The sequence below is a fragment of the Zobellella maritima genome (genome assembly GCF_003075035.1).
GTDB lineage: Bacteria > Pseudomonadota > Gammaproteobacteria > Enterobacterales > Aeromonadaceae > Oceanimonas > Oceanimonas maritima.
In genome coordinates this window covers 60,532-84,827 of sequence record NZ_QCZE01000005.1, presented here as the reverse complement: position 1 = coordinate 84,827, position 24,296 = coordinate 60,532, and the positions used below count along the sequence as shown (strand labels likewise).

Annotated in this window: 19 protein-coding genes; 16 read left to right on the top strand and 3 right to left on the bottom strand. The window is 61.9% G+C overall.

Going from position 1 to position 24,296, the window contains the following annotated elements; genetic code table 11:
* Position 1: 1 nt before the first annotated feature.
* From DCS96_RS16440 to DCS96_RS16420, 5 genes are all read left to right on the top strand, one after another.
* Positions 2-667, top strand: a complete 666-nt coding sequence (locus tag DCS96_RS16440) for a hypothetical protein (protein ID WP_116475497.1) — start codon at positions 2-4, stop codon at positions 665-667.
* A gap of 35 nt (positions 668-702) precedes the next feature.
* A complete protein-coding gene (locus tag DCS96_RS16435; RefSeq protein WP_116475496.1) occupies positions 703-1,053 on the top strand; it encodes a DnaJ family domain-containing protein in 351 nt (116 codons plus the stop codon).
* 128 nt (positions 1,054-1,181) lie between these two features.
* Positions 1,182-2,111: a LysR family transcriptional regulator gene (locus DCS96_RS16430; protein WP_116475495.1), complete on the top strand. Its 930-nt coding sequence runs from the start codon at positions 1,182-1,184 to the stop codon at positions 2,109-2,111.
* A 193-nt stretch (positions 2,112-2,304) separates the two neighbouring features.
* The gene (locus DCS96_RS16425) at positions 2,305-3,414 is read left to right on the top strand and encodes an NAD/NADP-dependent octopine/nopaline dehydrogenase family protein (protein WP_116475494.1); all 1,110 of its coding nucleotides are present in this window, start codon (positions 2,305-2,307) and stop codon (positions 3,412-3,414) included.
* 65 nt (positions 3,415-3,479) lie between these two features.
* The gene (locus DCS96_RS16420) at positions 3,480-4,889 is read left to right on the top strand and encodes a YfcC family protein (protein ID WP_116475493.1); all 1,410 of its coding nucleotides are present in this window, start codon (positions 3,480-3,482) and stop codon (positions 4,887-4,889) included.
* 95 nt (positions 4,890-4,984) lie between these two features.
* Here the strand turns inward: DCS96_RS16420 and sstT are convergent, their stop codons facing one another.
* From sstT to DCS96_RS16405, 3 genes are all read right to left on the bottom strand, one after another.
* Positions 4,985-6,205: a serine/threonine transporter SstT gene (sstT, locus tag DCS96_RS16415; protein WP_116475492.1), complete on the bottom strand. Its 1,221-nt coding sequence runs from the start codon at positions 6,203-6,205 to the stop codon at positions 4,985-4,987.
* Positions 6,206-6,513: 308 nt separating this feature from the next.
* Positions 6,514-7,083 (bottom strand): HD domain-containing protein, encoded by a 570-nt coding sequence (locus tag DCS96_RS16410; RefSeq protein WP_116475491.1) that lies wholly within the window; start codon positions 7,081-7,083, stop codon positions 6,514-6,516.
* Positions 7,077-8,177, bottom strand: a complete 1,101-nt coding sequence (locus DCS96_RS16405) for a TauD/TfdA family dioxygenase (protein ID WP_116475490.1) — start codon at positions 8,175-8,177, stop codon at positions 7,077-7,079. The genes DCS96_RS16410 and DCS96_RS16405 overlap by 7 nt, the downstream gene beginning before the upstream one ends.
* Before the next feature lie 195 nt (positions 8,178-8,372).
* Here DCS96_RS16405 and DCS96_RS16400 point away from each other — a divergent pair, with 195 nt between their 5' ends.
* The 11 genes from DCS96_RS16400 to DCS96_RS16350 all read left to right on the top strand — a co-directional run bounded on the left by DCS96_RS16400 (position 8,373) and on the right by DCS96_RS16350 (position 24,295).
* On the top strand, positions 8,373-9,284 hold the full coding sequence (locus tag DCS96_RS16400; protein ID WP_116475489.1) for a LysR substrate-binding domain-containing protein: 912 nt from the start codon (positions 8,373-8,375) through the stop codon (positions 9,282-9,284).
* Positions 9,285-9,438: 154 nt separating this feature from the next.
* Positions 9,439-10,920, top strand: a complete 1,482-nt coding sequence (locus DCS96_RS16395) for an ABC transporter substrate-binding protein (RefSeq protein ID WP_116475488.1) — start codon at positions 9,439-9,441, stop codon at positions 10,918-10,920.
* 52 nt (positions 10,921-10,972) lie between these two features.
* Entirely contained in the window at positions 10,973-12,130 is a 1,158-nt protein-coding gene (locus DCS96_RS16390) for an alkaline phosphatase family protein (protein ID WP_157953650.1), read from the top strand.
* Positions 12,111-13,049, top strand: coding sequence for an ABC transporter permease (locus DCS96_RS16385; RefSeq protein ID WP_116475486.1), 939 nt, complete (start codon positions 12,111-12,113; stop codon positions 13,047-13,049). The genes DCS96_RS16390 and DCS96_RS16385 overlap by 20 nt, the downstream gene beginning before the upstream one ends.
* 2 nt (positions 13,050-13,051) lie before the next feature.
* On the top strand, positions 13,052-13,927 hold the full coding sequence (locus tag DCS96_RS16380; RefSeq protein WP_116475485.1) for an ABC transporter permease: 876 nt from the start codon (positions 13,052-13,054) through the stop codon (positions 13,925-13,927).
* Between the two features lie 9 nt (positions 13,928-13,936).
* Positions 13,937-15,943, top strand: a complete 2,007-nt coding sequence (locus DCS96_RS16375) for a dipeptide ABC transporter ATP-binding protein (protein WP_116475484.1) — start codon at positions 13,937-13,939, stop codon at positions 15,941-15,943.
* A 168-nt stretch (positions 15,944-16,111) separates the two neighbouring features.
* The gene (locus DCS96_RS16370) at positions 16,112-20,176 is read left to right on the top strand and encodes a hypothetical protein (protein ID WP_116475483.1); all 4,065 of its coding nucleotides are present in this window, start codon (positions 16,112-16,114) and stop codon (positions 20,174-20,176) included.
* A 111-nt stretch (positions 20,177-20,287) separates the two neighbouring features.
* The gene (gene osmF / locus DCS96_RS16365; protein ID WP_116475482.1) at positions 20,288-21,205 is read left to right on the top strand and encodes a glycine betaine ABC transporter substrate-binding protein OsmF; all 918 of its coding nucleotides are present in this window, start codon (positions 20,288-20,290) and stop codon (positions 21,203-21,205) included.
* Positions 21,206-21,459: 254 nt separating this feature from the next.
* Entirely contained in the window at positions 21,460-22,611 is a 1,152-nt protein-coding gene (locus DCS96_RS16360) for an ABC transporter permease (RefSeq protein WP_116475481.1), read from the top strand.
* The gene (locus tag DCS96_RS16355; RefSeq protein ID WP_116475480.1) at positions 22,608-23,558 is read left to right on the top strand and encodes an ABC transporter ATP-binding protein; all 951 of its coding nucleotides are present in this window, start codon (positions 22,608-22,610) and stop codon (positions 23,556-23,558) included. The genes DCS96_RS16360 and DCS96_RS16355 overlap by 4 nt, the downstream gene beginning before the upstream one ends.
* The gene (locus DCS96_RS16350; RefSeq protein ID WP_116475479.1) at positions 23,555-24,295 is read left to right on the top strand and encodes an ABC transporter permease; all 741 of its coding nucleotides are present in this window, start codon (positions 23,555-23,557) and stop codon (positions 24,293-24,295) included. The genes DCS96_RS16355 and DCS96_RS16350 overlap by 4 nt, the downstream gene beginning before the upstream one ends.
* Position 24,296: the final 1 nt, after the last annotated feature.

The following is a 24,296-nucleotide window of genomic DNA, read 5'->3' as shown; positions in this document are numbered from 1 at the left end:
TATGAATGACTCACAGCACCATCCGGCCGACACTCCCAGACTGATCCGCTATCTCAGGCTGGCCCTGCTGATCGGCATCATCATAGCACTGAATATGGCCGGCAACTGGCTGTCCCGCCAGTTCAACCTGCAGCTGTTTCCCCGGCACGATGCCCTGCTCAGCATTATGGTGCTGACGGCGGCTTGCCTCTATATTCTGCTGATGGCCATTCCCTTTATGCCCGGCATAGAAATCGGTCTGGCGCTGATGATGATGCTGGGCAGCAAGGGCGCCCTGCTGGTCTACCTGTGCACCCTGGCTGCCTTGTCGCTCAGCTTCCTGATCGGGCGACTTATTCCTGCTCCCTTGATCCACCGCCTGCTGCACTGGCTGCGCCTGTACCGGGCCGCCGATCTGGTCAGCCGACTTGCGCCCCTGAATCGGCAGCAGCGGCTGGCCCTGCTCGGCGACAAGCTCCCCGCCGGCATAGCACCGCTGCTGCTGAAATACCGCTACCTGACCATTGCCGCCGCCCTCAACCTGCCGGGTAATACCCTGATTGGCGGCGGCGGCGGCATCGGCCTGGTGGTGGGCATGAGCAGGCTGATTCCCTTTTATGGTTTTATTATTCTGATTGCCCTGGCCGTGGCGCCAGTGCCGTTCTGGTTTTTCTTTTTCGGCGGATAGGCAGGTAATATGTCCCGCCACGGACAGGAGGCAAGATGTGGTTAATCGACAAGCTGGCCGAGCAGGCCATCGACAAGGCCCGCCGGGAAGGCCAGCTGGATAACCTGCCCGGGGAGGGCAAGCCGCAGCAGCTGGAGGACGACAGCCAGGTCCCCGAACAGCTGCGCGCCGGTTATCGATTGCTGAAGAACGGCGGCTTCCTGCCACCGGAGCTGGAAGCACGCAAGGAATACCTGGCGCTTCATGAATTGCTGGAAACGGTGGAAGCACCACAAAAGGCGGAACTGCAACGCCGGCTACGTCAGCTGGAACTGATCCTGGGCGACCGCTTCAGGCAGCTGCCGGCGGCAGTAAAACAGCAGGCGGCTGCCAGAAGTCGGGAATGAGCCATATCCGGTTGCGCAAGCGGTCGTGGCAATCGTTTTTTGACAGCCCACGAGTCTGATAAGCTGTCTTTCCCTGGAAGGCGGCGTGCCGTCCGGTCCGGCTCTACTAGGATAATGACCAACGCCTTATGAAACTTTCCCAGCTCAATGCCTTCAAAGCCATTGTTGAATGTCAGACGGTCACCGCCGCCGCCGAACGGCTAAACCTCAGCCAGCCGGCGGTCAGCCGGTTGTTGTCCTCGCTCGAGCAGCGGCTGGGGTTTCAGCTGTTTATCCGCAAGGGTAACCGGCTGCAGCTTAGCGATGATGGCGAGGCCTTTTACCTGGAGGTGGCCCGGGCCTTCGAAGCCGTTTCCGGGCTCGATCAGGCCGCTGCCTCCATTCGTGCCCATCGCTTCGGCCGCCTCAATATTGCCGCCATGCCGCTGCTCTCAAGCGTCTTCCTGCCGCGTACCCTGGCCCGCTTTCTGCGTCAGGCGCCGCAGATGAAGGTGGCACTGAAGACTTACCGTTCGGAGGAAGTCGTGCACAGGGTGCAGAGCCAGACCACCGACATCGGCTTTGCCTTTATCGATGAGCCACTGGCCGGGGTCAGGGCCCGGCGGGTGAAATGCGAGTCGGTGTGCCTGCTGCCCGCCTGTTCGCCGTTGTCAGAAAAGCCACATATCGATGTGGATGATCTGGCCGAGCTGCCGCTGATCCGCCACGAAAATGATGTTAGTCAGCGCTTGATCGACGCCCTGTTGCGTCGCTACCAGCTAAATATGACCGAACAGATAGAAGTCTCGTTGGCCACCACGGCGGCAACCCTGGTAGGCGAAGGGCTGGGTATGGCAATTACAGACCCCTTTACCGCCCGCCTTGCCAGCGAACATAGTGAGGTCATCGAACGGCCTCTGGCCTTTTCGCTGCCGTTCGAATTTGAAATTCTCTATCCGGCGCTGCGCCCACTCAATCGTCACGCCCAGCGCTTTATCGATCACTTTATCGAGTTGGCCGCAGACATGGACATAGTGCTGAATATGGGACCGATGCGGGATCTCTCCGAACCAAAGTGATACACATCACACTTCTTCTTTGACGGAAGCAGCAAGCATCATAAAGTTAACATCTTAATCATCAAACAATTACATACCGACACCCGCTGAAGTATGTCTTTTCTGCATGCTTTGAGAAGAGCTGTGCATTATTCTGCGCTCGCGGTTTTTCCTAGTCTGGCGCCATCAGTCATTCATCGCCAGAGGAAATACCATGTTATCTCGTGTCTCTGTTATCGGCTCAGGCAATGCCGGCCTGACCGCCGCCTATCATTTTTCCCTGCTGGGCACCCGGGTCTGTCTATATGGCGCTCCCGGCTTCGATCAACCACTGGACGACATTGCCCGGCACGGCGGTATTCAGGCGCTGGCGGAATATAATGGAGTGCCCCTGGAGTTCGCCGGCACCCAGGCCATCGATACCCTGAGTCGCGATCTGGCCGAGGCAGTAGCCTTCGCCGATGTGCTGGTGCTGCCGGTGCCTTCCTTCGCTCAGGAACCCTTGTTCAGGGCCATGCTGCCACACCTGCGCGATGGTCAGATCCTGCTGCTGATGCCGGGCAATTACGGCTCCCTGGTATTTAACCGCATCAGGCTGGAAGCTGGCTATCAGGCGCTGGATGTCACCCTGGTCGATGCCATTTCCATCCCTTGGGCTACCCGCATCGTCGGCCCGGCCCAACTGGCTATTCTCGGCATGAAACAGCAACTGCCGGTGGCCGCCTTGCCCGCCAGTCGAACCCAAGAAACCATTAACCGCTTGCAGCTGCTGATGCCATTGCCGCTGACCGCCCTGGACAACGTGATTGCCGCCGGTCTGGAAAACATCAATTTTGGCGGCCATCCGCTACTAACCACTCTCAACATGGGCCTGCTGGAAAACTTCGATGGTCAATTCAACTACTACAAAGATTGCTGTTCGCTCGCTACCGCCCGGGCTGCAGCGGTGATGGAACAGGAACGGCTGGCGGTGGGCCGAGCCCTGGGCCTGACCCTGAAGCCCGAACTGGAAGCCATGAACAGCCTGTATGGTCTGAGCGCCGACAGTGTCTATGAGCTGAACCGCACCTCGGAAACCCACGGCAAACTCAACAGCGCCCCCAAGTCGGCACAGGATCGCTATATCACCGAGGACGCAGCCTATCTGCTGGTGCCCTGCTTCGAGTTCGGCCGGCTCGCCGGAGTGAAAACAGCTCTGGTCGAATCCTGCCTGCATATCAACAACGCCTATAACGAAACCGACTATTTCTGCAGCGGGCGAACCCTGGAAAAAATGGGCCTGGCCGGGAAATCGGTGCAGGAGATCATGGAGCTGGTTGCCTGATACCGGGCCTCGGGGCCAGCCGCCTCGTCGCCGGTAACACAGCCGATACGCATAAGGACATACCAATGACCAGAATAAAATTCCCCTCCGCCTACACCATACTGTTCCTGCTGACCATGGTCATGGCGGCACTGACCTGGGTAATCCCCGCCGGTCAGTATCAAATGGAAAAAAACGAAGCCCTGGGACGACTGGTCCCCCTGGTGGGCTCCTATCACCCGGTTGATGCCAACCCACAGGGGGTCGTCGAGGTACTGATGGCGCCGGTGCAAGGGTTTTATGATCCGGCCAGCTATGTGGCCCGTGCCGCCGATGTGGCCCTGTTTGTACTGGTGATCGGCGGCTTTCTGGCGGTGGTGACCCGCACCGGGGCCATCGATGCCGGCATCAACGGCAGTATGGCCCGGCTCAAGGGCCGGGAAAAATGGATGATACCACTGCTGATGGGACTGTTTGCCCTGGGTGGTACCGTCTATGGCATGGCCGAGGAAACCATTCCCTTCTATGCGCTGCTGATCCCGGTAATGATCGCCGCCGGCTACGACACCGTAGTGGGTGTGGCCATTATCATGATCGGTGCCGGCATCGGCTGCCTCGGCTCTACTATCAATCCCTTCGCCACCGTGATTGCCTCCAATGCTGCCGAGATCAACTTTATGGACGGCTTCGGTCTGCGCCTGGCGATCCTGGTGTTGGGCTGGCTGGCCTGCGTGTTCTACGTGATGCGCTACGCAGAAAAGGTGAAACGGGATCCGTCCCGTTCGGTGGTCGCCCATCAGAGGGAAGCAAACGAGCGGCATTTTCTGCACGGCAAACAGCAGCAGGCTCCCGAGCTGACACCGACCCGCAAGCTGATTCTGACCATCTTCGCGCTGACCTTCGGAGTCATGATGTGGGGAGTATCCGCCGGTGGCTGGTGGATGGCGGAGTTGTCGGCGCTCTTTATCGGTGCCAGCATACTGGTAGGGCTGGTAGGCCGGCTATCGGAAACCGAGCTGACCGGCAGCTTTATCGACGGTGCCCGGGAGCTGCTGGGGGTGGCCTTGATCATCGCCATCGCCCGCGGCCTGGTGGTAGTGATGGATAACGGCAATATCACTCATACTATCCTCCACTATGCCGAAGAACTGCTGGCAGGAATGCACCAGATCGCCTTTATCAACGCTATTTACGGCATAGAAGCGGTGATGAGCCTGATCGTACCCTCTTCCTCCGGTCTGGCCGTGCTGTCTATGCCGATACTGGCGCCCCTGGCCGATTTCAGCGGCATTGGCCGTGAACTTGTGGTCACCGCCTTCCAGTCCGCCTCCGGCCTGCCCAATCTGGTGATGCCCACCTCCGGCATTGTCATGGGTGGCCTGGCGATAGGACGGGTGTCCTACGCAGCCTGGCTGAAGTTTATCGGTCCCCTGCTGGGCATACTGACTCTGATGATCATGGCCATGCTCAGCCTCGGGGTGCTGATGGGAAGTTAATCGATGACCGCGGGTTAACCGACAATAGAAGAAAAGAAAGGCCGGTTGGCGAATGCCAACCGGCCTTTTGCTTAACGGGAAATTCTCTTTTTGGCTCAGGCCTGGTCTTCGCCGGCCTGACAGGCGGCGGCGGTGAACAGCACGTCGGTGGAACTGTTCAGGGCCGTTTCGGCCGAATCCTGCAGTACGCCGATGATAAAACCCACGGCCACCACCTGCATGGCCACCTCGTTGGAAATGCCGAACAGGCTGCAAGCCAGGGGGATCAGCAGCAAGGAGCCACCGGCCACGCCTGAGGCACCACAGGCAGAGACCGCGGCCACCACGCTCAACAGCAGGGCGGTACCCATATCCACCTGGATACCCATGGTATGGACCGCAGCCAGGGTCAGCACGGTAATGGTGATGGCGGCGCCGGCCATATTGATGGTCGCCCCCAGGGGGATGGAGACCGAATAGGTATCCTCATGGAGATCCAGGCGCTTGCACAGATCCATGTTCACCGGGATATTGGCGGCGGAGCTGCGGGTAAAGAAGGCGGTTACGCCACTCTCGCGCAGGCACTTGAACACCAGCGGATAGGGGTTGCGCCTGGTCTTGAGGTAAACGATCAAGGGGTTCATCACCAGGGCGATAATCAACATGGAGCCGAGCAGCACGGACAGCAGCTGGCCGTAACCCCACAGGGCTTCGAAACCGGTTTCGGCAATGGTGCTGGCCACCAGGCCAAAGATTCCTATCGGAGCCAGGCGGATCACGCATTTAACTATGCTGGACACCCCGTTGGAAATATCGTTGAACACCGTCTTGGTAGACTCGGAGGCATGATGCAGCGCCAGCCCCAGGCCGATGGCCCAGGCCAGCACACCGATGAAGTTACCGGTCAGCAGGGCATTGATGGGGTTGTCTACCACCTTGAACAACAGGGTCTGCAGCACCTCGCCGATCCCCTCGGGCGGGGTGGCTTCGGCGCCATTGGTCACCAGCACCAGGTTGGTGGGAAAGGCAAAGCTCATCACCACGGCGGTCAGGGCTGCGGCAAAGGTCCCCAGCAGGTACAAGGACAGAATGGGGCGGATATTGGACTGATTGCCTTTCTTGTGATTGGCAATGGACGAAGCCACCAGCACGAACACCAGCACGGGCGCCACCGCCTTGAGGGCACTGACGAACAGGCTGCCCAACAGGCCGACGGAGCTGGCGGTCGCGGGGAACAGGCTGGCCAGCAGGACACCGGCGATAATGCCGATCAGGATTTGGGATACCAGGCTGCCGCTGTTGGCCACCCGCAGTAAGAGGGGTTGTGTTTGGTTCATAGTCATCCTTTATGGGTCAGAGTCCATCTCATACTCTAAAAACACCGCGACTCTATAGCAGAACTGGCTATAAAAAAACCAAACAAGTGGAATTTTGTAACGAACGGCACATTTATGCCTGTCATTAGTTATTTTTTCGACATATAAAGATGGTTTTACTGGCATATATGGTAATAAAAACCACCCTGTGGGGTCTACCCGGTCGACTCACCGGCCTCCATATCTGCGCCGGGTCACCGATGACGGTATCCGGTCATGGCTCGAAATGCGGAACCGACTCGCGGCCGGTTCCTCGAAAACAGCCCCAGCTAGGGGAGTAACCAGCGGGCAAGCCTGGCCTTGAAGTAGCCGAAGTCCGGCGTGGCGAGCTCAGGATCCTTCCCCTGGTCATCCAGCCGCCGCACCCGGATGGCCAGGTCCAGATAGGGACTGGCTTCCATCTCGCTTACCTCTTCCGCCGACATATCGCCGCCCTGCAGGGCCAGCGAGTCGATCGATGCCTGTGACAGCTGCGCCCGGTAACCCGGATCCACCGTCACCAGGTAGCGCTTGGCAGCTACATGCAGCCGGATGGGCTCGATGATATCGGCCGGAAAGAAGCCTGCCAGCCAGGCCGCGGCCGACTCCTGATGCCGGTTGTCGGTGCCCGACATCAGCACTTCCGGCGGCAGCTTGTTGGCATAGTGGCCCACATCGTGCAGCAAGGCTGCCAGCACCACGGCCTCACTCTCGCCCTGCTGCTCACCCAGCCAGGCGGCCTGCAGCATATGCTGGGCCATGGTCACCTCCTCACCCAGATAGGAATCGGCACCATGGAGGGTGAAGATGGCTTCAATCATGTCGATGATGTTGTTCCTGGTCGGGGCCTGGTTCAGCATGGGGCAGCTCCTAATTGGTAGAGGGAGGAATAGAGGCCATCCAGATCGCTGTAGGCGCCCTGCAGGTGACGGCGACCGCCATCGGTGAAGGCGGTGCGGGCGTGCATCACCCGGGTATTGTCAAACACCAGGCAGTCGCCGGGCTCCAGACGACAGGTGAGCGCCAGCTCCGGGGCGGACAGGGTTTCCGCCCAGAGCCGATAGGCCCGGTAGAAGGCGCGCTGCTCTTCAAAGGGCAGCATAAAGGGAGCAATGGAGCGATTGTTGTAACGCACCTTGAGCACCTTGCCGGCCTGGTCGGTTTCGATAAAGGGCACCCGGCTGCGCAGATCGGCCTGGCTGTCAGAGAATCGATAGGGCAATCGGATGCGAGTCAGCAACTCGAAGGCCTCGGGGTGTTCCGCCTGCAGGCGGGCGGCGGCCCGGAAACCATCGACCAGCAGGTTCTCGCCGCCGTCTACCTCGTTGGCCAGACAGTGGAGCAGCTGAATGCCGGGCACCGGATCCCGGTATGGGTTGTCGGTATGCGGGCCCAGGCCCAGGTTGCTGAACGCCAGGTTGCTGGGCGAAACGACCGTTTTCACGTCAAACAGGCGGCCGTAGTTGGTTTCCCGCACAAAGCCGAAGGTCTCAATCACCTTCAGTACCTGGCCGGGCTCGCAGGGCACGCCCCGCAGCAGCACCAGGCCGCTGTCGGCCACGGCGGCCAGGGCCTGGTGGCGGCAATCGTCACGGCCGATATAATCCTGCCAGTCGACGGCCGGCACCTGGAAGTCATCCCCTTGCCACAGGGTCTTGCCGGACCAGCACCGGTCGTCTTGCTGAGTCATCAGGCAGTCCTGGTTCAGCCGCGCCAGGGAATAGTGCAACTGGCGGCCATTGGTCAGCCAGATCACCAGCTCGGGTCCCTGCCGATCCACGGCATGGATCCCGGCCTGCCAGTCCAGATCCAGCACCGAGATCAGCCGCTGGCCGTTGTCGTGCCGTCCGGCAGGATCGTGATCCTGCAGCCAAAGTACATCCAGCCGGGTGACCCGGCCGTCATCCCAATTCAGGGTCAGACTGCCTTGCTCAAATTCGAAGTGGTTCAACATAAGTAGCTCCCGTTAACTGGGGCTACTCTAGCGCCCGGGTGCCACCGGCAACATCGATCATTTCTGCGGCTTGGTCTTAGAAATGCTGAAGCCCCTGTCATTAAACCGTCATCAACACAAGGTACCAAGGAGCAACCCGGACGCGGACGGCTGCTCGTGTCTTGTCAGTATCAGATGACCCAGGTTTGAAAGGCCATGCACTACAAAACCAACCGTTTACCGCCCCTCAATGCCCTGCTGGCCTTTGAAACCGCCGCCCGCTACCAGAGCCTGACCCGGGCTGCCGAGGAACTTTGCGTGACCCAGGGCGCCATCAGCCAGCGGGTCAAGCAGCTCGAGGACTTCCTCGAAGTAAAACTGTTTCTGCGCAGGGGCAGCCGCATCGAACTGACCGATGAGGCCCGCTCCTACCTACCCCTGCTCAGCTGGCTGTTCGAATCCCTGAAAAAGGGCACGGACGACCTGTTCCGGGGCGAACAGCAAACCCAGCTGACCTTGCGGGTGGCGCACAGCTTTGCCGAGCACTGGCTGATCCCCAGGCTGGCCCGCTTCCACCAGTCCTATCCGGGCATACAGCTGCGGCTACTGGCAACCAACCACGCCGTCCCGGACGAGCCGGGCGAGGTGGATGTGGAAATCATCAACGGCTACGGCAACTGGCCGGATCGGGAAGCGGAGCAGCTGACCGACGACAACTGGGTGGTGGTCGCCAGTCCGGCGCTGCTGGTGCACTACCCGGCCGATGCCCCCCTGCACCTGCTGTCTTCCTATCCGAAACTGGGATGCTACGGCTACCGGGAGGGATGGCGGGACTGGTTTCAGCAACAGGATCCCCAGCAAGGCTATACCCCGCCGCTGATGGAGTTCAGTACCTCCAGCCTGGCCATTGCCGCCGCCCTCCAGGGCCTGGGCCTGCTGCTGGTACGCTACCCCCTGGTCAGACAATTACTGGCCAGCCGAGAGCTTGTCCTGGCCCATCCCTACCGCATGGCCAGCCAGAGCAACCATTACCTGCTTATTCCCCCCCACAAGCGCGGCCTGGAAAAGATACGGCTATTCAGACACTGGCTGTTACAGGAGCTGGAACAGGAAAGCGCCGCCAAATAGGAGGTCGTTCGGGTCTTAACCCGGTTTTGCTAAGGCTCCCCCTTAGCAACCCTGATTGCAAACGCTCGAAACGGCCCGCTGCCATCAATAAACCGTCACGGCGCCCTGTTAATCTCACCGGCAATGACCCGATACTGTTAGCGAGTACTTAACCATGAACATGAAAAAACTCGGCCTGGCCGGACTGCTTTTTCTTTCCGGCACAACCCTGGCTCAGGCCGAAGTGCTAAAGACGCCATACTGGCTGGAATATAACGGCAAGGAATCGCTCGACCCCATATCCGCCACCCGTTACTACGATGCGGTTCAGGTGTTGTACAACCGGCTGGTGCGCCAGGGCGACCAGGGGCAGCCGGTCGCCTCCCTGGCCAGCAGCTGGAGCGCCAATGCCAGCGCCGATGTGTGGACCTTCACGCTGCGCCCGGACGTCAAGTTCCACAATGGCCAGACCATGACCACGGAAGATGTGGTCTACAGCTTCAACCGAATTCTGGATCCCCAGCGTGACGCCCCGGCCCGGGCGGCTCTGGCCATTATCGACCAGGTCACCGGCACGGACGACGGCAAGGTCATTTTCACGCTGAACCAGGCTCATGCCGATCTGCCCATCCTGTTAATGGACTATCGTGCCAAGATAGTGCCGGTTGGCTTTGATGAAGATCCCACCCTGATGGGCGTGGGGACCGGCCCCTTCAGGCTGACCAAATTCGATGCCAAGGGAACCACCACCTTCGACGCCTTTGCCGACTACTGGGAAGGCAAACCCAAGCTGGACGGCATTGAGCTGATTGCCATTGCCGATGAAAACGCCCGCACCCAAGCGCTGCTGGCAGGGCAGATCGACTGGGCCGGCTGGAACGGGGTAAACGGCCAGCAGCTACGCATGTTTGAAGGCAACAACAACTTCCATTACGACGCCATTCCCACCGGTGACTGGCGCGGCATCGTATTCCGCAACGATGACCCGGCACTGACTGATCCGAGGGTCAGGAAGGCACTGCGCATGGTCGTGGATCGCCAGGAAATGGTCCAGCTGCTGTTCGGCAGGGGGGGCGCTACCGTCACCTGTGACAACCCGGTCTGGGCCGGAGATCAGTACCGGCTGGAGCAGACCTGCGAGCAGGATATCGAGGGGGCCAGGGCACTGCTGAAAGAGGCCGGTTACCCGGATGGCCTGACCCTGGATCTCTATACCAGCACCGTCGATGGTTACTTTCGGCCGATGTCGGAAATCTACCAGCGCCAGGCGGCCCAGGCTGGGATTACCGTCAACATCCATACGGTGCCCGCTTCCGATTTCTGGAACACCACCTGGATGAAAAAATCCGTGTTCAACACCGCCTGGGGTCAGCGCCCCGCCGATCAGGTACTGAGTGAAGTGTTCGGCAGCTCGGCGCCCTGGAATGAATCCGCCTTCAACAACCCGGACTTCGATCAACTGCTGACCCAGGCCCGGCAGGAGCTGGACAAGGACAAGCGCGCCCGCCTCTATCAGGAGGCCCAGACCCTGCTGACCGAGCAAGGCGGCACCCTGATCCCCTTCCACCTGAACAACAACCGGGTGATGCGGGCCAATGTGTCCATTCCCGCCGTCGAGCACTTCGCCATTCGCTGGCACTTGGTCGACAAGTCCTGATCCCGTTTTCCCCATGCGCCCTGCGGGGCGCATTGCCGTTTTGGAGACGCTTATGTCCGGTAAATTGATTGTGGTGCTGCTCGATGGCGTGGGCGCCGACCTGTTTGCCCTGTATCGCCACCGCTTGCCCCACCTGCATGGCCTGGCCCAGGGGGGCACCCTGGTACAGCGGCTGGGAGCCGATGCCAACGCCAACTCCATGCCCGCTCGGGCCGGCATGCTGACCGGTGTGGACGCCACCCGGCACGGCATCTACGCCAATAACCTGTGGAATGGCCAGCATTTTTCGCCGGCCACTGCCGTCGACGTGCGGGTACCCACCCTGGCAAGGCTGGCCAGGTCACAGGGCAAAACCGTGGCATCCGTCGGCTTCGGCCTGGTCAGTGCCGACGATTGCGACTGGTATCTGTCCCCCTGGTGGGAAGACGGCTGCCAGCGGGCCAAGGCGCTGGACACTCCCGGCATACACCCACTGGCCGGCAGCACCGAGTCCCTGACGCGGGTCGCCGCCAATGATCACCGTCTGCTGCAACAAGCCTGGCAGCTTCTCGAACAACAGCACCCTGATCTGCTGCTGCTGGAGCTGAACAGCCCGGACTACTGCCAGCATGTGCTGGGTGACGACCGGGAGCTGGTGGCCTGGTCGCTGGAACTGGTCGACGCCCAGCTTGGCTGCCTGCTGACCCGCCTGCATGAAAGCGGGCTGGCCAGCCAGTACAACCTGGCCATTGTCAGTGACCATGGCCATGCCCTGGTGGAGACCACGCTGGTGATCGAACATATTATCCCGGGAGTGAATGCTCACTGTGACGGCGGCCTGCTGTTTGTCGCCTACCAGGGTGCCGCCGAGCTGGACGACATCGATACCAGGCTGTCTGCCCACGGCGTCACCAGGCTGGATAGTCTGCCGTACCTGCCAACGACGCACACCGATCGGCTGGCCGTCTTTGTCGCCCCGAAAAACACCAGCTTCGAACCCGCCAGCAAACATGCGGACAGCGCATCCACCGCCAAACCGAAATACATATCCACCCATGGCATGGGACCGGATCATGCGGAGGATGAACGCATCGCCATCTTTGCCGGGCCCGGGATACCGGTGCAACAGATCTCCCGGGCGGACTCGCTGGCCGTCACCCCGACCCTGGCCCGGCTGTTGGGCATCACTTACCAACCTGCAGAGAACCCCCATGTTGATGCTGTGCTTTAAACGGCTGGTTTACGCCATCTTCACCCTGGCGTTTGTCGCCTGCCTGGTATTTACCGTTACCGAGGCGCTGCCGGGGGATTTCTGCACCAGTTATCTGGGCCGCAATGCCACCGACAATAACCTGGCCCTGTGCCGGGATAACTTTGGCCTGAGTCAGCCAATGCTGGAACGCTTTCTCGCCTGGAGCAGCCATCTGGCGGAGGGCGACTTTGGCCTTTCGCTCTCCAGCGGCCGGCCGGTAAATGACGATCTGCTGCCCCGCCTCGCCAACACCGCGCTGCTGGGCGGCATCGCCGCCCTGCTGGCGATTCCGCTGGCCCTGCTGCTGGGCATGGTGACCGCCATCTGCCGGGACTCCTGGCTGGATAATCTGGTTTCCAGCGCAACCCTGCTGGCCATGACCATCCCCGAGTTTATCACCGCCACCCTGCTGACCCTGGCGTTTGCCATCTGGCTACCCTGGTTTCCGGCCATTACCCTGGCGGATGCCCATGCCGGCCTGGAAGAACTGCTGCCCAATGCCTGGCTGCCGGCACTGACCCTGGCGCTGATCAGCACGGCGCACATGATGCGCATGATGCGCAGCAGCACCATTGATGTGCTGTCGGCGGGCTTTATCCGCATGGCGCGGATCCGGCGCATCCCCACCGCCAGCCTGCTGCTGCGCCATGTATTGCCGGCCGCCGTGCTGCCGACCATCACCCTGTCGGCGATGACGGTTGCCTGGCTGCTGGGCGGGGTCGTCATCATCGAACAGGTATTCAACTACCCGGGTATCGGCACCCTGATGATCTCCGCCGTCTACGACAGGGATATTCCCGTGGTACAGGCCTGTGCCCTGACCCTCTCGGCGATTTATATCGCCTGCAACCTGCTCGCCGATCTCAGTGTCGCGCTGCTCAATCCGAGGTTGAGATAACCATGTCATTCACATCATTGCTGCCTGCCAGGCCGGCCTGCCCTGTCCTGCTGACTCGCCTGACCAGTACCCGGGCCGGCCAGATCGGCCTGCTGTTGCTGGCCATGCACCTGCTGGTCATGCTGCTTGCTCCCTGGCTGATCCCCTATGATTTTGCGGCGTCCGACAGCCTGGCGATTCTGCAGCCACCCAGTGCGGTGCACTGGTTCGGCACCGATCAAATGGGCCGGGATGTCCTGAGCCGGACCCTGATGGGGGGAAGGGAGGCCATGATCACTACCTTTCCTGCCGCCCTGCTGGCGGTCGCCTGGGGATCGCTGGCCGGCCTGTTTATCGCCATCCGCGGGGGGCTGATTGAAGAGTGGGCCCTGCGCCTGGTCGATGCCCTGCTGTCCATCCCCTGGCTGTTATTCATGCTGCTGATCATCAGCCTGGCCGGCCCCGGCCCCCTGGTTTTTATTGTTACCCTGGGTTTTTTCTACGGTATAGCCGTGATCCGGGTGGTGCTGACTGCCGCCAAGGAAGTGATCTGCCGGGACTTCGTCACCGCCGCCCGCCTGCGGGGAGACAGTCACTTCACCCTGCTCTGGCGGGAAGTCACCCCCAATGTAATAGACGTTATCCTGGTGGAAATTGCCATGCGCTGGTCCTGGATGCTGCTGGCATTCAGTTCCCTGTCCTTTCTCGGCTTCGGGGTGTCGCCACCGACACCGGACTGGGGCCTGATGATCGCCGACTCCCGGGGCTTTATGTCGATTGCTCCCTGGGCCGTCCTCGCTCCTATCGTCGCGCTCAGCAGCCTGATCATTGCCATCAACCTGACCTCTGATGCCCTGGCCAAGACCCTGGGGATTGATAAGTCTTCCGCTATCCATTAAGGAAATATCATGCCTGATCCATTATTGGCCATCGAAGATTTGAAGCTCGGTTACCGGGATAATAAAGGGGATTTCCGGGCTGTGTTGCGCGGCGTCAGCCTGACGTTGGCGCCGCGGGAAATCCTCGGCATTGTTGGCGAATCCGGCTGTGGCAAGAGCACCCTAGCCATGGCCATGCTGGGCATGCTGCGTAGCGGCAGCCAGGTGGCTTCTGGCTCGGTCAGGGTGAACGGTGCCCCGTTCACGCTCGGGGAGCATAAGCCGGACGCGCTGATCCACCAGCATGGCATCTGCCTGATCCCGCAGCAGGCAGGGCAGGCCCTGACCCCTCACCTGACCATCGGCTCCCAGTTGCAGGAAGTGCTGCGCCTGCACCTGGGCAGAGGCGAGCACAGGGCCGCCGCCATTACCTTGCTGGAGCAGGTCCGGCTGCCCGCCCCAGCCGCCTTGCTGGGCCGCTATCCTCACCAGCTCTCCGGCGGTCAGCAGCAACGGGTGGTGATCGCCATGGCCCTGGCGGCAAGGCCCCGGCTGTTGTTGATGGATGAGCCCACCACCGGGCTCGACGCCACCACCCAGGTTCACGTGCTGCATTTGCTGCAACAACTGCGGGACGAGCTGGACACCAGCATCGTCTTTATCAGCCACGATCTGGGCGCCGTTTCCAGCCTCTGCGATCGCGTCGCCGTCATGTACGCCGGCCATCTGGTTGAAATCGCCGACAAGACGGCGCTGATCGCCAACCCCCGGCATCCCTACACCCGGGCCCTGCTCGCCGCCTCCCCCGGGTATCGGGAACAGGGGCTGCCCCCAGAGCTCCCCGGCGCCCCGCCCGCCGTCGGCGGCCGGCTCGAGGGCTGTCCATTTGCGACCCGCTGCCCGGCAACACAACCGCTGTGCCGGCAACAGATGCCCCTGCTGTCGGCGCACGACGGCGTGGCCTGCCACTTCCCGGATCAGGCAAGTGATTTGCACAATAGCGGGGAAGAGCGCAAGCAGCAGGTTGCCATTCAGGATCCCCCCCTGCTGCAGGTCAGGAAGCTGGCGATCCGCTATCAGCAACCCGGCTGGCTGGACAGGTTACGTCGGCAAGCCACCATCAATACCGTGGACGATATCAGCTTCAGCCTGTACCGGGGACAGACCCTGGCCCTGATCGGCGAATCCGGCAGTGGCAAGTCCTCCATCCTGAAAGCCATCGCCGGCATTAACCCGACCCAGGCGGGACAGTGCCTGCTCAATGGCGAGGTACTCGGCGAACAGATCGACGCCCGGACGCCCGAGCAGAAGCGCAGCATGCAGCTGATTTTCCAGCACCCGGATGCCGCCCTGAATCCTCGACTAACCCTGTTTCAGAGCCTGGCTCCGGTACTGCAGACCTGGTTTGGACTGAGCGGAGACGCGTGCAGGGAGCGGGCCGCCCTGCTGCTGCAGGAGGTGAAGCTCAACCCCGACTACCTTGATCGCTTGCCGGGCCAGCTGTCGGGAGGGGAACAGCAACGAGCCGCCATTGCCCGGGCTCTGGCGGCCAGGCCCGGGCTGCTGTTGTGCGACGAGGTGACCTCGGCGCTGGACGTGTCGGTGCAGGCGGCCATATTGCGCCTGCTGGCCCGGCTGCAGCGAGACAGGAATATCGGCATCCTGTTCATCACCCATGATCTCAGCCTGGTCAGGCGCTTTGCCGACAGGGTCGCCGTGCTGTACAAGGGCCGGCTGATGCAGCTCTGCAGTACCCGGCAACTGCAGTCGGGCCCGCTACATCCCTATACCCGGTTGTTGCTGGACGCCACCCTGACTCCGGGCACGCCGCTGCCCGCCGCCGAAGCGGGTACCGGTCAGGAGCTCGGTCTGCCGGCCCGGGGCTGCGCTTTTCAAGGGCGCTGCCCCCATGCCATACCGGGCACCTGTGATCGTCAGTCGCCGCCGACCCAAGCCGGCGAAGGGAGCTGGCTGCGCTGCCATTTACCGCCGGAAACCCTGGCATCGTCCGGGACAACATCAAGAAATGCAGCTTGACTCCCGGCGGGGAAGTATCCAGAACTTGTCGCACACGGATAGCACCAATGTCCATATGAAGCCACATGTGGCGGCCCCTGCTACGCTTTATGAGCTTCCGGGAGTAAAACCGCCGGACTGATAAGGGTCTGCGCCGCCACCGCAGATCGGTGCCAAGAAGGGGATCCCATGCGCCGTATTGCCACATTCATCCTGTTCACGCTTATGCTGGCTTCGGCCAGTGCCCAGCCCCTGAATCCGGAGCAAGTGCCCACTCCGCTGCAACCCTGGGTAGACTGGGTACTCCACGGCGAGGAACAACGGCATTGCCCCTTTGTTTATAACCGGGGCCTGGACTACCGGTGCGCCTGGCCTACCCGGCTGAACCTGGACCTGAACAACTCAGGGGGACAGTTCAGCCAGCACTGGCGCCTGTACCGGGAAGGCTGGGTCCAGCTGCCCGGCGACGAGCGTCACTGGCCCCAGCAGATCACCATCAACGGCGAACCCGCTGTGGTCTCTGCCGACAGGGGCAGCCCCAGGATCAGGCTGGCCGCGGGCGACCACCGGGTCGAAGGGACATGGCGGTGGGAGCGGCTGCCGGAAAGCCTGACCATACCGACAACCACAGGTTTGCTGGCACTCACTGTCAACAACAACCCGGTGGCCAGGGCAAACCTGGACGACAATGGCCGGCTGTGGCTGGGGGAGGCTTCTCCCCAGGATCGGCAGCCCCAGGGCGATACCCTGACCCTGCAGGTGCATCGCAAGGTGGAGGATCGCATCCCCCTGCGGGTGATCACCCGGCTCGATCTGGAGGTGGCCGGTGCGCAGCGCGAGCTGGTGCTGGGCCCAGTGCTGCTCGACGAGCAGCTCCCCCTGCAACTGGACAGCCCCCTGCCCGCCCGACTCGAACCCGACGGCCGGCTAAGGGTGCAGGTTCGTCCCGGGCGCTGGAGCATCACCCTGACCAGCCGCCACCCCGGCCATATCACAGCCCTGGCCCTGCCCGAGGTGCCTGCTCCCTGGCCGGAACAGGAAATCTGGGCATTCCAGGCCTTCAATCAGTTGCGCCTGGTCGATATCGACAACCTGGTCGCCGTCGATCCCCGGCAGACCCGGCTGCCCGAGGCCTGGCAAACATTACCCGCCTACCTTCTTGCCCAGGGTGACCGCATGCAGTTCAGGGTTATCCGGCGCGGTGACCAGGAGCCAGAGCCCGACAAGCTCAGCCTGGATCGCCAGCTGTGGCTGGATTTCGACGGGGGCGGCTATACGGTGCAGGATACCATCAGCGGCAGCATGACCCGGGGCTGGCGGCTGGAGGCCACCCCCGAGCTGCAGCTGGGCCAGGTAACCCTCGACGGCGAACCCCGCTTCATTACCCGCCAGCCGGGTTCGGACAAGGTGGGGGTAGAAGTTCGCCGCGGCACGCTCGAACTGAACGCCGACAGCCGCTACGTGGGCCCCATCCATGCGCTGCCGGCGGCCGGCTGGGACACCGACCTGCAGCGCCTGCACACCCGCCTGCATCTGCCCCCGGGCTGGGCGCTATTTTCCGCTTCGGGCATGGACAATGCACCCCATACCTGGCTGCAGCGCTGGACCCTGCTGGACTTGTTTCTGGTGCTGATCGCCGCCGTAGCCGTGTACCGCCTGTGGGGCTGGCAATGGGGCGTGCTGGCCCTGCTCACCCTGGCCCTGAGCTGGCATGAATCCGCCGGGCTGGGCGCCCCGCGCTTCGTCTGGCTGCACCTGCTGGCGGCCACCGCCCTGCTGCGGGTGCTGCCCGGCGGACGCCTGCGGCAAACGGTGATCGGCTATCGTAATCTCAGCCTGCTGGTGCTGGTGCTGATCGCCATCCCCTTTATGGTGGCCGAAGTGCGCATCGCCATGTATCCGCAGCTGGCGCAGCCCGGTGTATTCACCTCGGCTCCGCCCGGGGCACCGACCCCGATGGCAGCCAGGGAAAGCGAGGATAGGGCACCGACGGCCTCTCCGCGGCAGCAGTTAACGGACATGGCTGTCAAGGAGATGGCCTCGCCCTCCTATTTCAGCCAGTCCCGACCACTGCCCCGAATCGACCCCGATGCCAGGGTGCAGACCGGCCCCGGGCTGCCGGGCTGGCAATGGCGCAGCATAGATCTGGGCTGGAACGGCCCGGTACAGCGTGATCAGCGCATCCATCTGGTATTGCTGTCGCCGGCCGCCAACCTGGTGCTGAACCTGCTCCGAGTACTGCTGGTCGGCCTGTTGGTGCTGCGCATGGCCGGATTCGGCTATTCCCGTGATCGCGGCCCTTATCTGCAGCAGGGCCTGTTCTCTGCCCTGCTGCCTGTGTCACTGCTGATCCCGCTGCTGCTCTCCCTGCCCGCCCCGGCCCGGGCGGAGCTGCCGGATGACCGGCTGCTCAGGGAGTTGAAAACCCGGCTGCTGGCGCCACCCGACTGCCTGCCGGACTGCGCCCAGGTGCCGCGCATGGACCTGGCCGCCGGCCCGCAGCGCCTCGAAATCCGACTTGAGATTCATACCCAGGAGGCCGTCGCCGTCCCCTTGCCGGCCGGAACCCGCCACTGGATGCCCAGCCAGGTACTGGTGGACGGCAATAGTGCCGAAGGTCTGCTGCGCGACCCGGGCGGCGAACTTTACCTGCGGCTGCCGGCGGGTATCCATCAGATCAGCCTGAGCGGCCCCCTGGCCGAACAGGACAGTGTACAGTTGCCCCTGACGCTGCGTCCCCGCCGGGTGGAGGCGCAGACCACCGGCTGGATCCTGGAAGGGGTGCATGAAAACGGGCTACCCGATGCCCAGCTGCAGCTGACCCGGATCCGGCCCGAAGCCAGCGGGGTCCAACCCGCCACACTGGAACCCGGCGCCCTGCCGGCCTTCGTGCGGGTAGAACGGGTACTTCGGCTCGAGCTGGACTGGCGGGTAGAGACCAGGGTGGTTCGCCTTTCTCCGGCAGGCCAGGCGGTGTTGCTGGAAATACCGCTGTTGAACGGTGAGTCGGTACTTACCGAGGGTGTCCGGGTGCAGGGCGACAAGGTGCTGCTCAACCTGCCCGCCAACCAGAAGCAGGCCTACTGGCAGTCCAGCCTGGAACAGGCCCCAAGCCTGACCCTGACCGCACCGGAAACCAGCAGCTGGACCGAGGTATGGCATGTCGATACCAGCCCGATCTGGCACCTGGAAAGCAGCGGCATTCCCGTGGTCCACCATCAGGATGCGGGCGGCAACTGGCTGCCGGAATGGCGTCCCTGGCCCGGGGAGAGGGTCGAGCTGAATATCAGTCGGCCCGAGGGGGTGGAGGGCCAAACCCTGACCATCGACAGCACCTGGCTGCAGGTGCGGCCCGGCAAACGCGCGGTTGATGCCAGCCTGCGACTCCATCTGCGCAGCAGCCAGGGCGGCCAGCACAGCCTGCAACTGCCCGACAAAGTCAGCCTGCAGACGGTCACCATCAACGGCAGGGTTCAGCCCATCCGCCTGCAGGGCCGCACCCTGACCTTTCCGCTGACCCCGGGCGCCCAGACCCTGGAGCTGGCCTGGCGCCATAACGACGGCATAGGGTCGTTGTTCACCACACCTCGGGTCGGACTCAACAGCGCCAGTGTCAACAACAGCATAGAGCTGGTGCTGGGCCGGGATCGCTGGGTGCTGTTTGCCATGGGACCCAGGCTGGGACCGGCGGTGCTGTTCTGGAGCCTGCTGGCCATCACCCTGCTGCTGGCCCTGGCCCTGAGCCGGTTGCCCTTCACCCCGCTGCGCTTCCATCACTGGCTGTTGCTGGGCATAGGGCTGACCCAGGTTCCCCTGTGGATGGCGCTGATGGTGGTGGCCTGGTTGCTGGCCCTTGGCCTGCGCGGGCGCTGGCAGCACGAGGACGCCGGCAGGCTGTTCAACCTGGTACAGATCGGCCTGGCGGCACTGACCCTGGTAGCGCTGAGCTATCTGTTCTATGCCATACAGCAGGGTCTGCTAGGGCTGCCGGACATGCAGATCAGCGGCAACCACTCCCATGCCGGCACCCTGCGCTGGTATCAGGATCGCAGCGAAGCTGCGCTGCCCACCGCCTGGGTTTTATCGGTGCCGCTGCTGGTCTACCGGCTGCTGATGCTGGCCTGGGCCCTGTGGCTGGCCTTCTCCCTGCTGAACTGGCTGCGCTGGGGCTGGGCCTGTTTCTCCAGTCGGGGGATCTGGCGTCCCTTCAAGATGCGCATAGCTCGCGGCAACAAGAAGGGCGGATCCGGTTAAGCCTGTAACATCAAGAGGCGAGAATACCGGTTAACGGTTTACCGGGAGACCAGCTTTGCATAGAGTAACCTATTCGTTCGGGACTCATTCTTCCAGACAAGGAACAACAATATGAACAAGTCGCTGGCTTCGGCCATTTTTACCCTGTCCATGGTGGTGGCTCAGCCGGGCGCTGCCGCAGAGCCCATAGTGGTGTCTTCCAAGATAGACACCGAGGGCGGCCTGCTGGGCAATGTTATCTATCTGGCCCTGGAAGATGCGGGCCTGGAGGTTGAGAACCGGGTTCAGCTGGGGGGCACCCCCATAGTGCGCAAGGCCATTACCGCCGGCGAAATCGATATCTACCCGGAATACACCGGTAACGCCGCCTTCTTCCACCAGCGGGAAGAAGACGCGGTATGGAAGGATTTCCAGCAGGGCTATGACCTGGCCAAGCAGCTGGACTATGACAATCACCAGCTTGTTTGGCTGGCCCCCGCCGACGCCAATAACACCTGGGCCATCGCGGTACGCCAGGAGATTGCCGATAGTAACCAGTTACATACCATGAGCGATTTCGGCCGGTATGTAGCCCAGGGGGGCGAGATCAAGCTGGCCGCCTCGGCCGAATTCGTGTCCAGCCCGGCCGTACTGCCCGCCTTCCAGCAGACCTACGGCTTTAGCCTGGCCGAAGATCAGCTGCTGGTGCTGGCCGGCGGCAACACCGCGGCCACCATCAAGGCGGCGGCCCTGCAGACCGATGACACCAATGCGGCCATGGTATACGGCACCGACGGCGCCATCGCCTCGGTCGGGCTGGTGGTGATGGAAGATGACAAGGGGGTGCAACCCGTGTACGCACCGGCGCCCATAGTGCGTGAGGAAACCCTGAAGGCTCATCCTGAAATCGCCGGTATCCTGGAGCCCATTTTCACCTCGCTGGATATCAAGACCCTGCAAGCTCTGAACAGCCGCATCGCCATCGGCGGCGAAAGTGCCCAGGCGGTCGCCAAAAGCTATCTGTCCGAGAAGGGCTTTTTGAAGGACTGATCAGCAGACAGGCGTATCGACCCTCGTAGGTAGAAGCCAGAGCCCGAAAGCAGGCCTTCCGCGGCTGGGTCTACATGGGGCAGCTTGCTGCCTGCATCGAATTTGGCGATGGATCGAATATCCAGTGAATATTCGCAGCCGTCGTCAAATAAAGATGACCTCCGCCTACGTCGTGTCTGCGTTCGGGGCTGGCTTCTGCCGTACCTCGAGAGCAACTGGTTACCCGTATTTTTAAGTCTGTGCCAGGAGTATTTTTGAACTCTTTTAACCTGGACAAGGTCGGCATCACAGTCTGCTGCGCCCTGCTGTTGTCCCTGTTCGCCCTGCCCTTTGTCAGCTTGCAGCCCAACCGCATCATGCCCGGCCAGAGCATGGGGCTGCTGGATTCAGCCGGCCTGTTCGAGCTGGCACCGCTGCTGCTGATGTTAGCACTCACCAGCCTGGTATCCCTTGTTAATGCAAGGCTGGAAATTCGGCTGGCGCTCGCTTTCCTGACCCTGCTGGCACTCGTCCATGGGGTCGGTGCCAGCGCATCGGCCCTGCTTGCCGATGCCGGTGCCCTGGCCCGGGTCTCATTAAACGGCGGTTTCTGGATGTCCATCCTCTGGTTGTCGCTGCTGATCACCGATGCCACCATCAGGCTGGGTTTGCGTCCCCTTGTGCGCCTGGTGTTGGTGGCCATACTGGCAGGCACCACTATCGCCATATTGGCTTCCGGTCACTGGGACGATCTGTCGCTGCTCAAGGAATACCGAAACCAGAGTGATTTCTGGCAGCAGGCGATCCGCCACCTGCAGCTCTCCCTGGGCAGTATTATCCCGGCGCTGCTGGTCGGCATTCCCCTGGGGGTCTGTTGCCATCGCTCTGCCCCCCTGCGCGCTTTGCTCTTCCCGCTGCTCAATCTGCTGCAGACCATCCCCAGTCTGGCCATGTTCGGCATGCTGATGATCCCGCTGAGTCTGCTGGCAGCCAGCTATCCCTTGTTGGCCGAGCTGGGCATCCGCGGCATCGGTGCCGCACCGGCGGTAATAGCGCTGTTTTTCTACTCGCTGCTGCCCATCGTCAGTAACACCACTATCGGCTTTGACAAGATAGATGCCAGTGTCCTGGAGGCAGCAACCGGCATGGGCATGAATGCCCGACAACGGCTCTACCAGGTGGAATTTCCTCTCGCCATGCCGGTGATCCTGACCGGCCTGCGGGTAGTCGTGACCATGAACATAGGCCTGGTCGCCGTGGCGGCGCTGGTGGGCGGCGGCGGCTTCGGCACCTATATCTTCCAGGGACTGGGACAAACGGCGGCCGATCTGGTGATCCTGGGCGCGGCACCGACACTGTTGCTGGCGTTCCTGTTTGCCATCATCATAGATACCCTGATCGCGCTACTGAGAGAGGGCAGACCATGATCGAAGTAAAAAACCTCTGCAAGCGGTTTGATAACCAGGCCGCCGTCAACAACCTCTCATTCAGGGTCGAGTCCGGCCAGTTCTGTATGCTGGTCGGTACTTCCGGCTGTGGTAAATCCACCACCTTGCGCATGGTAAACCGACTGATTGAACCCAGCAGCGGCCAGATCCTGATCAATGATCAGGATGTCATTTCGTTACCGCCGGAACAGCTCAGGCGACGTATTGGTTATGCCATCCAGGGGGTCGGCCTGTTCCCCCACAAGACCATCTATCAAAATATCGCCACGGTTCCCCGGCTGCTGGGCTGGCACAATCGGAAGATCAGAGACCGGGTAGAAGAACTGTTAACCCTGTTCCAGCTGGATGTAGACACCTTTTCCGGAAAATACCCGCACCAGCTGTCTGGCGGTGAACAGCAAAGAGTGGGAGTGGCGCGGGCGCTGGCCGCCAAACCGGAACTACTGTTGATGGATGAGCCCTTCGGCGCCCTGGATCCCCTGACACGGGAGCGCCTGCAGGATGAATTGTTGCGGGTGCAGAAGCTGCTCGGGATCACCATCATCATGGTCACCCACGACCTGGAGGAAGCGGTCAAGATGGCCGACGTCATCGCCGTGATGGACAAAGGCGAGATACTGCAGATGGACAGCCCAGAGGCATTATTGCGTCATCCCCGGGAGGGCTTTGTACAGCACCTGGTCGGCGGACTGGACAGGGCCCTGCGCCTGCTCACCATCCAACGGGTGAGCGAGGTGATGACCCCTCCGGACCCCACTTCCCTAACGCCATCGACACCCACCATCGGCCAGCTCACCAATTTGCGCGATGCCCTGTCATTACTAATCTGGGAGCATGTCGAGCGGCTTGCAGTGGTCAACGATGCCGGAGACATCATAGGTCAGGTGACGATGGCCGACATCCTGCACAAAGGGGCCAGAGCATGAAGGGCAAGGCCATCGGCGGCTGGCCGGGAGTCATGGTTCCGCTGCTGATGCTGCTCACCATGACCCTGCAGATGCCTTTGCTGGAGCCGCTGTTCAGCCGGCTGGTCGACAACCAGGCTCCTGCCATCTATACCCGCGACAGCTTTCTTAACCTGCTGTTCTGGCATCTGGCGGCTGTGTTTATCGCCATTGGCGCTGCCACCCTGGTTGCCCTCGGGGGCGGGGTATTGGTCACCCGCCCTGCCGGCCGGGAATTTCTCCCACTGGCCAGGGCCATCGCCAACCTGGGGCAGACCTTCCCCCCGGTGGCGGTATTGGCCCTGGCGGTGCCGGCGCTGGGCTTCGGGCTGACCCCCACCCTGGTGGCGCTGTTTCTCTATGGCGTGCTGCCCATCTATGAAAATACCGTCACCGGCCTGCAGCAAGTACCCAAAAACGTGACCGAAGCGGCGCGCGGCATGGGCATGAGCGCCCTGCAACAGCTGTTCACGGTAGAGCTGCCACTGGCGCTGCCGACCATTATCGCCGGCATACGGGTTTCACTGGTGATCAGCATAGGCACCGCCACCATAGGATCGACGGTGGCGGCCAAGGGCTTCGGCGAGGTCATCATTGCCGGACTACTGACCGACAATATGGCGTTTGTGCTGCAGGGCGGGGTCATGGTGGCCCTGGTCGCCATTGTCATCGATGGCTTGTTTCAGCGACTGGAACGGCGGCTGTCGCCGCCGGGCTGAA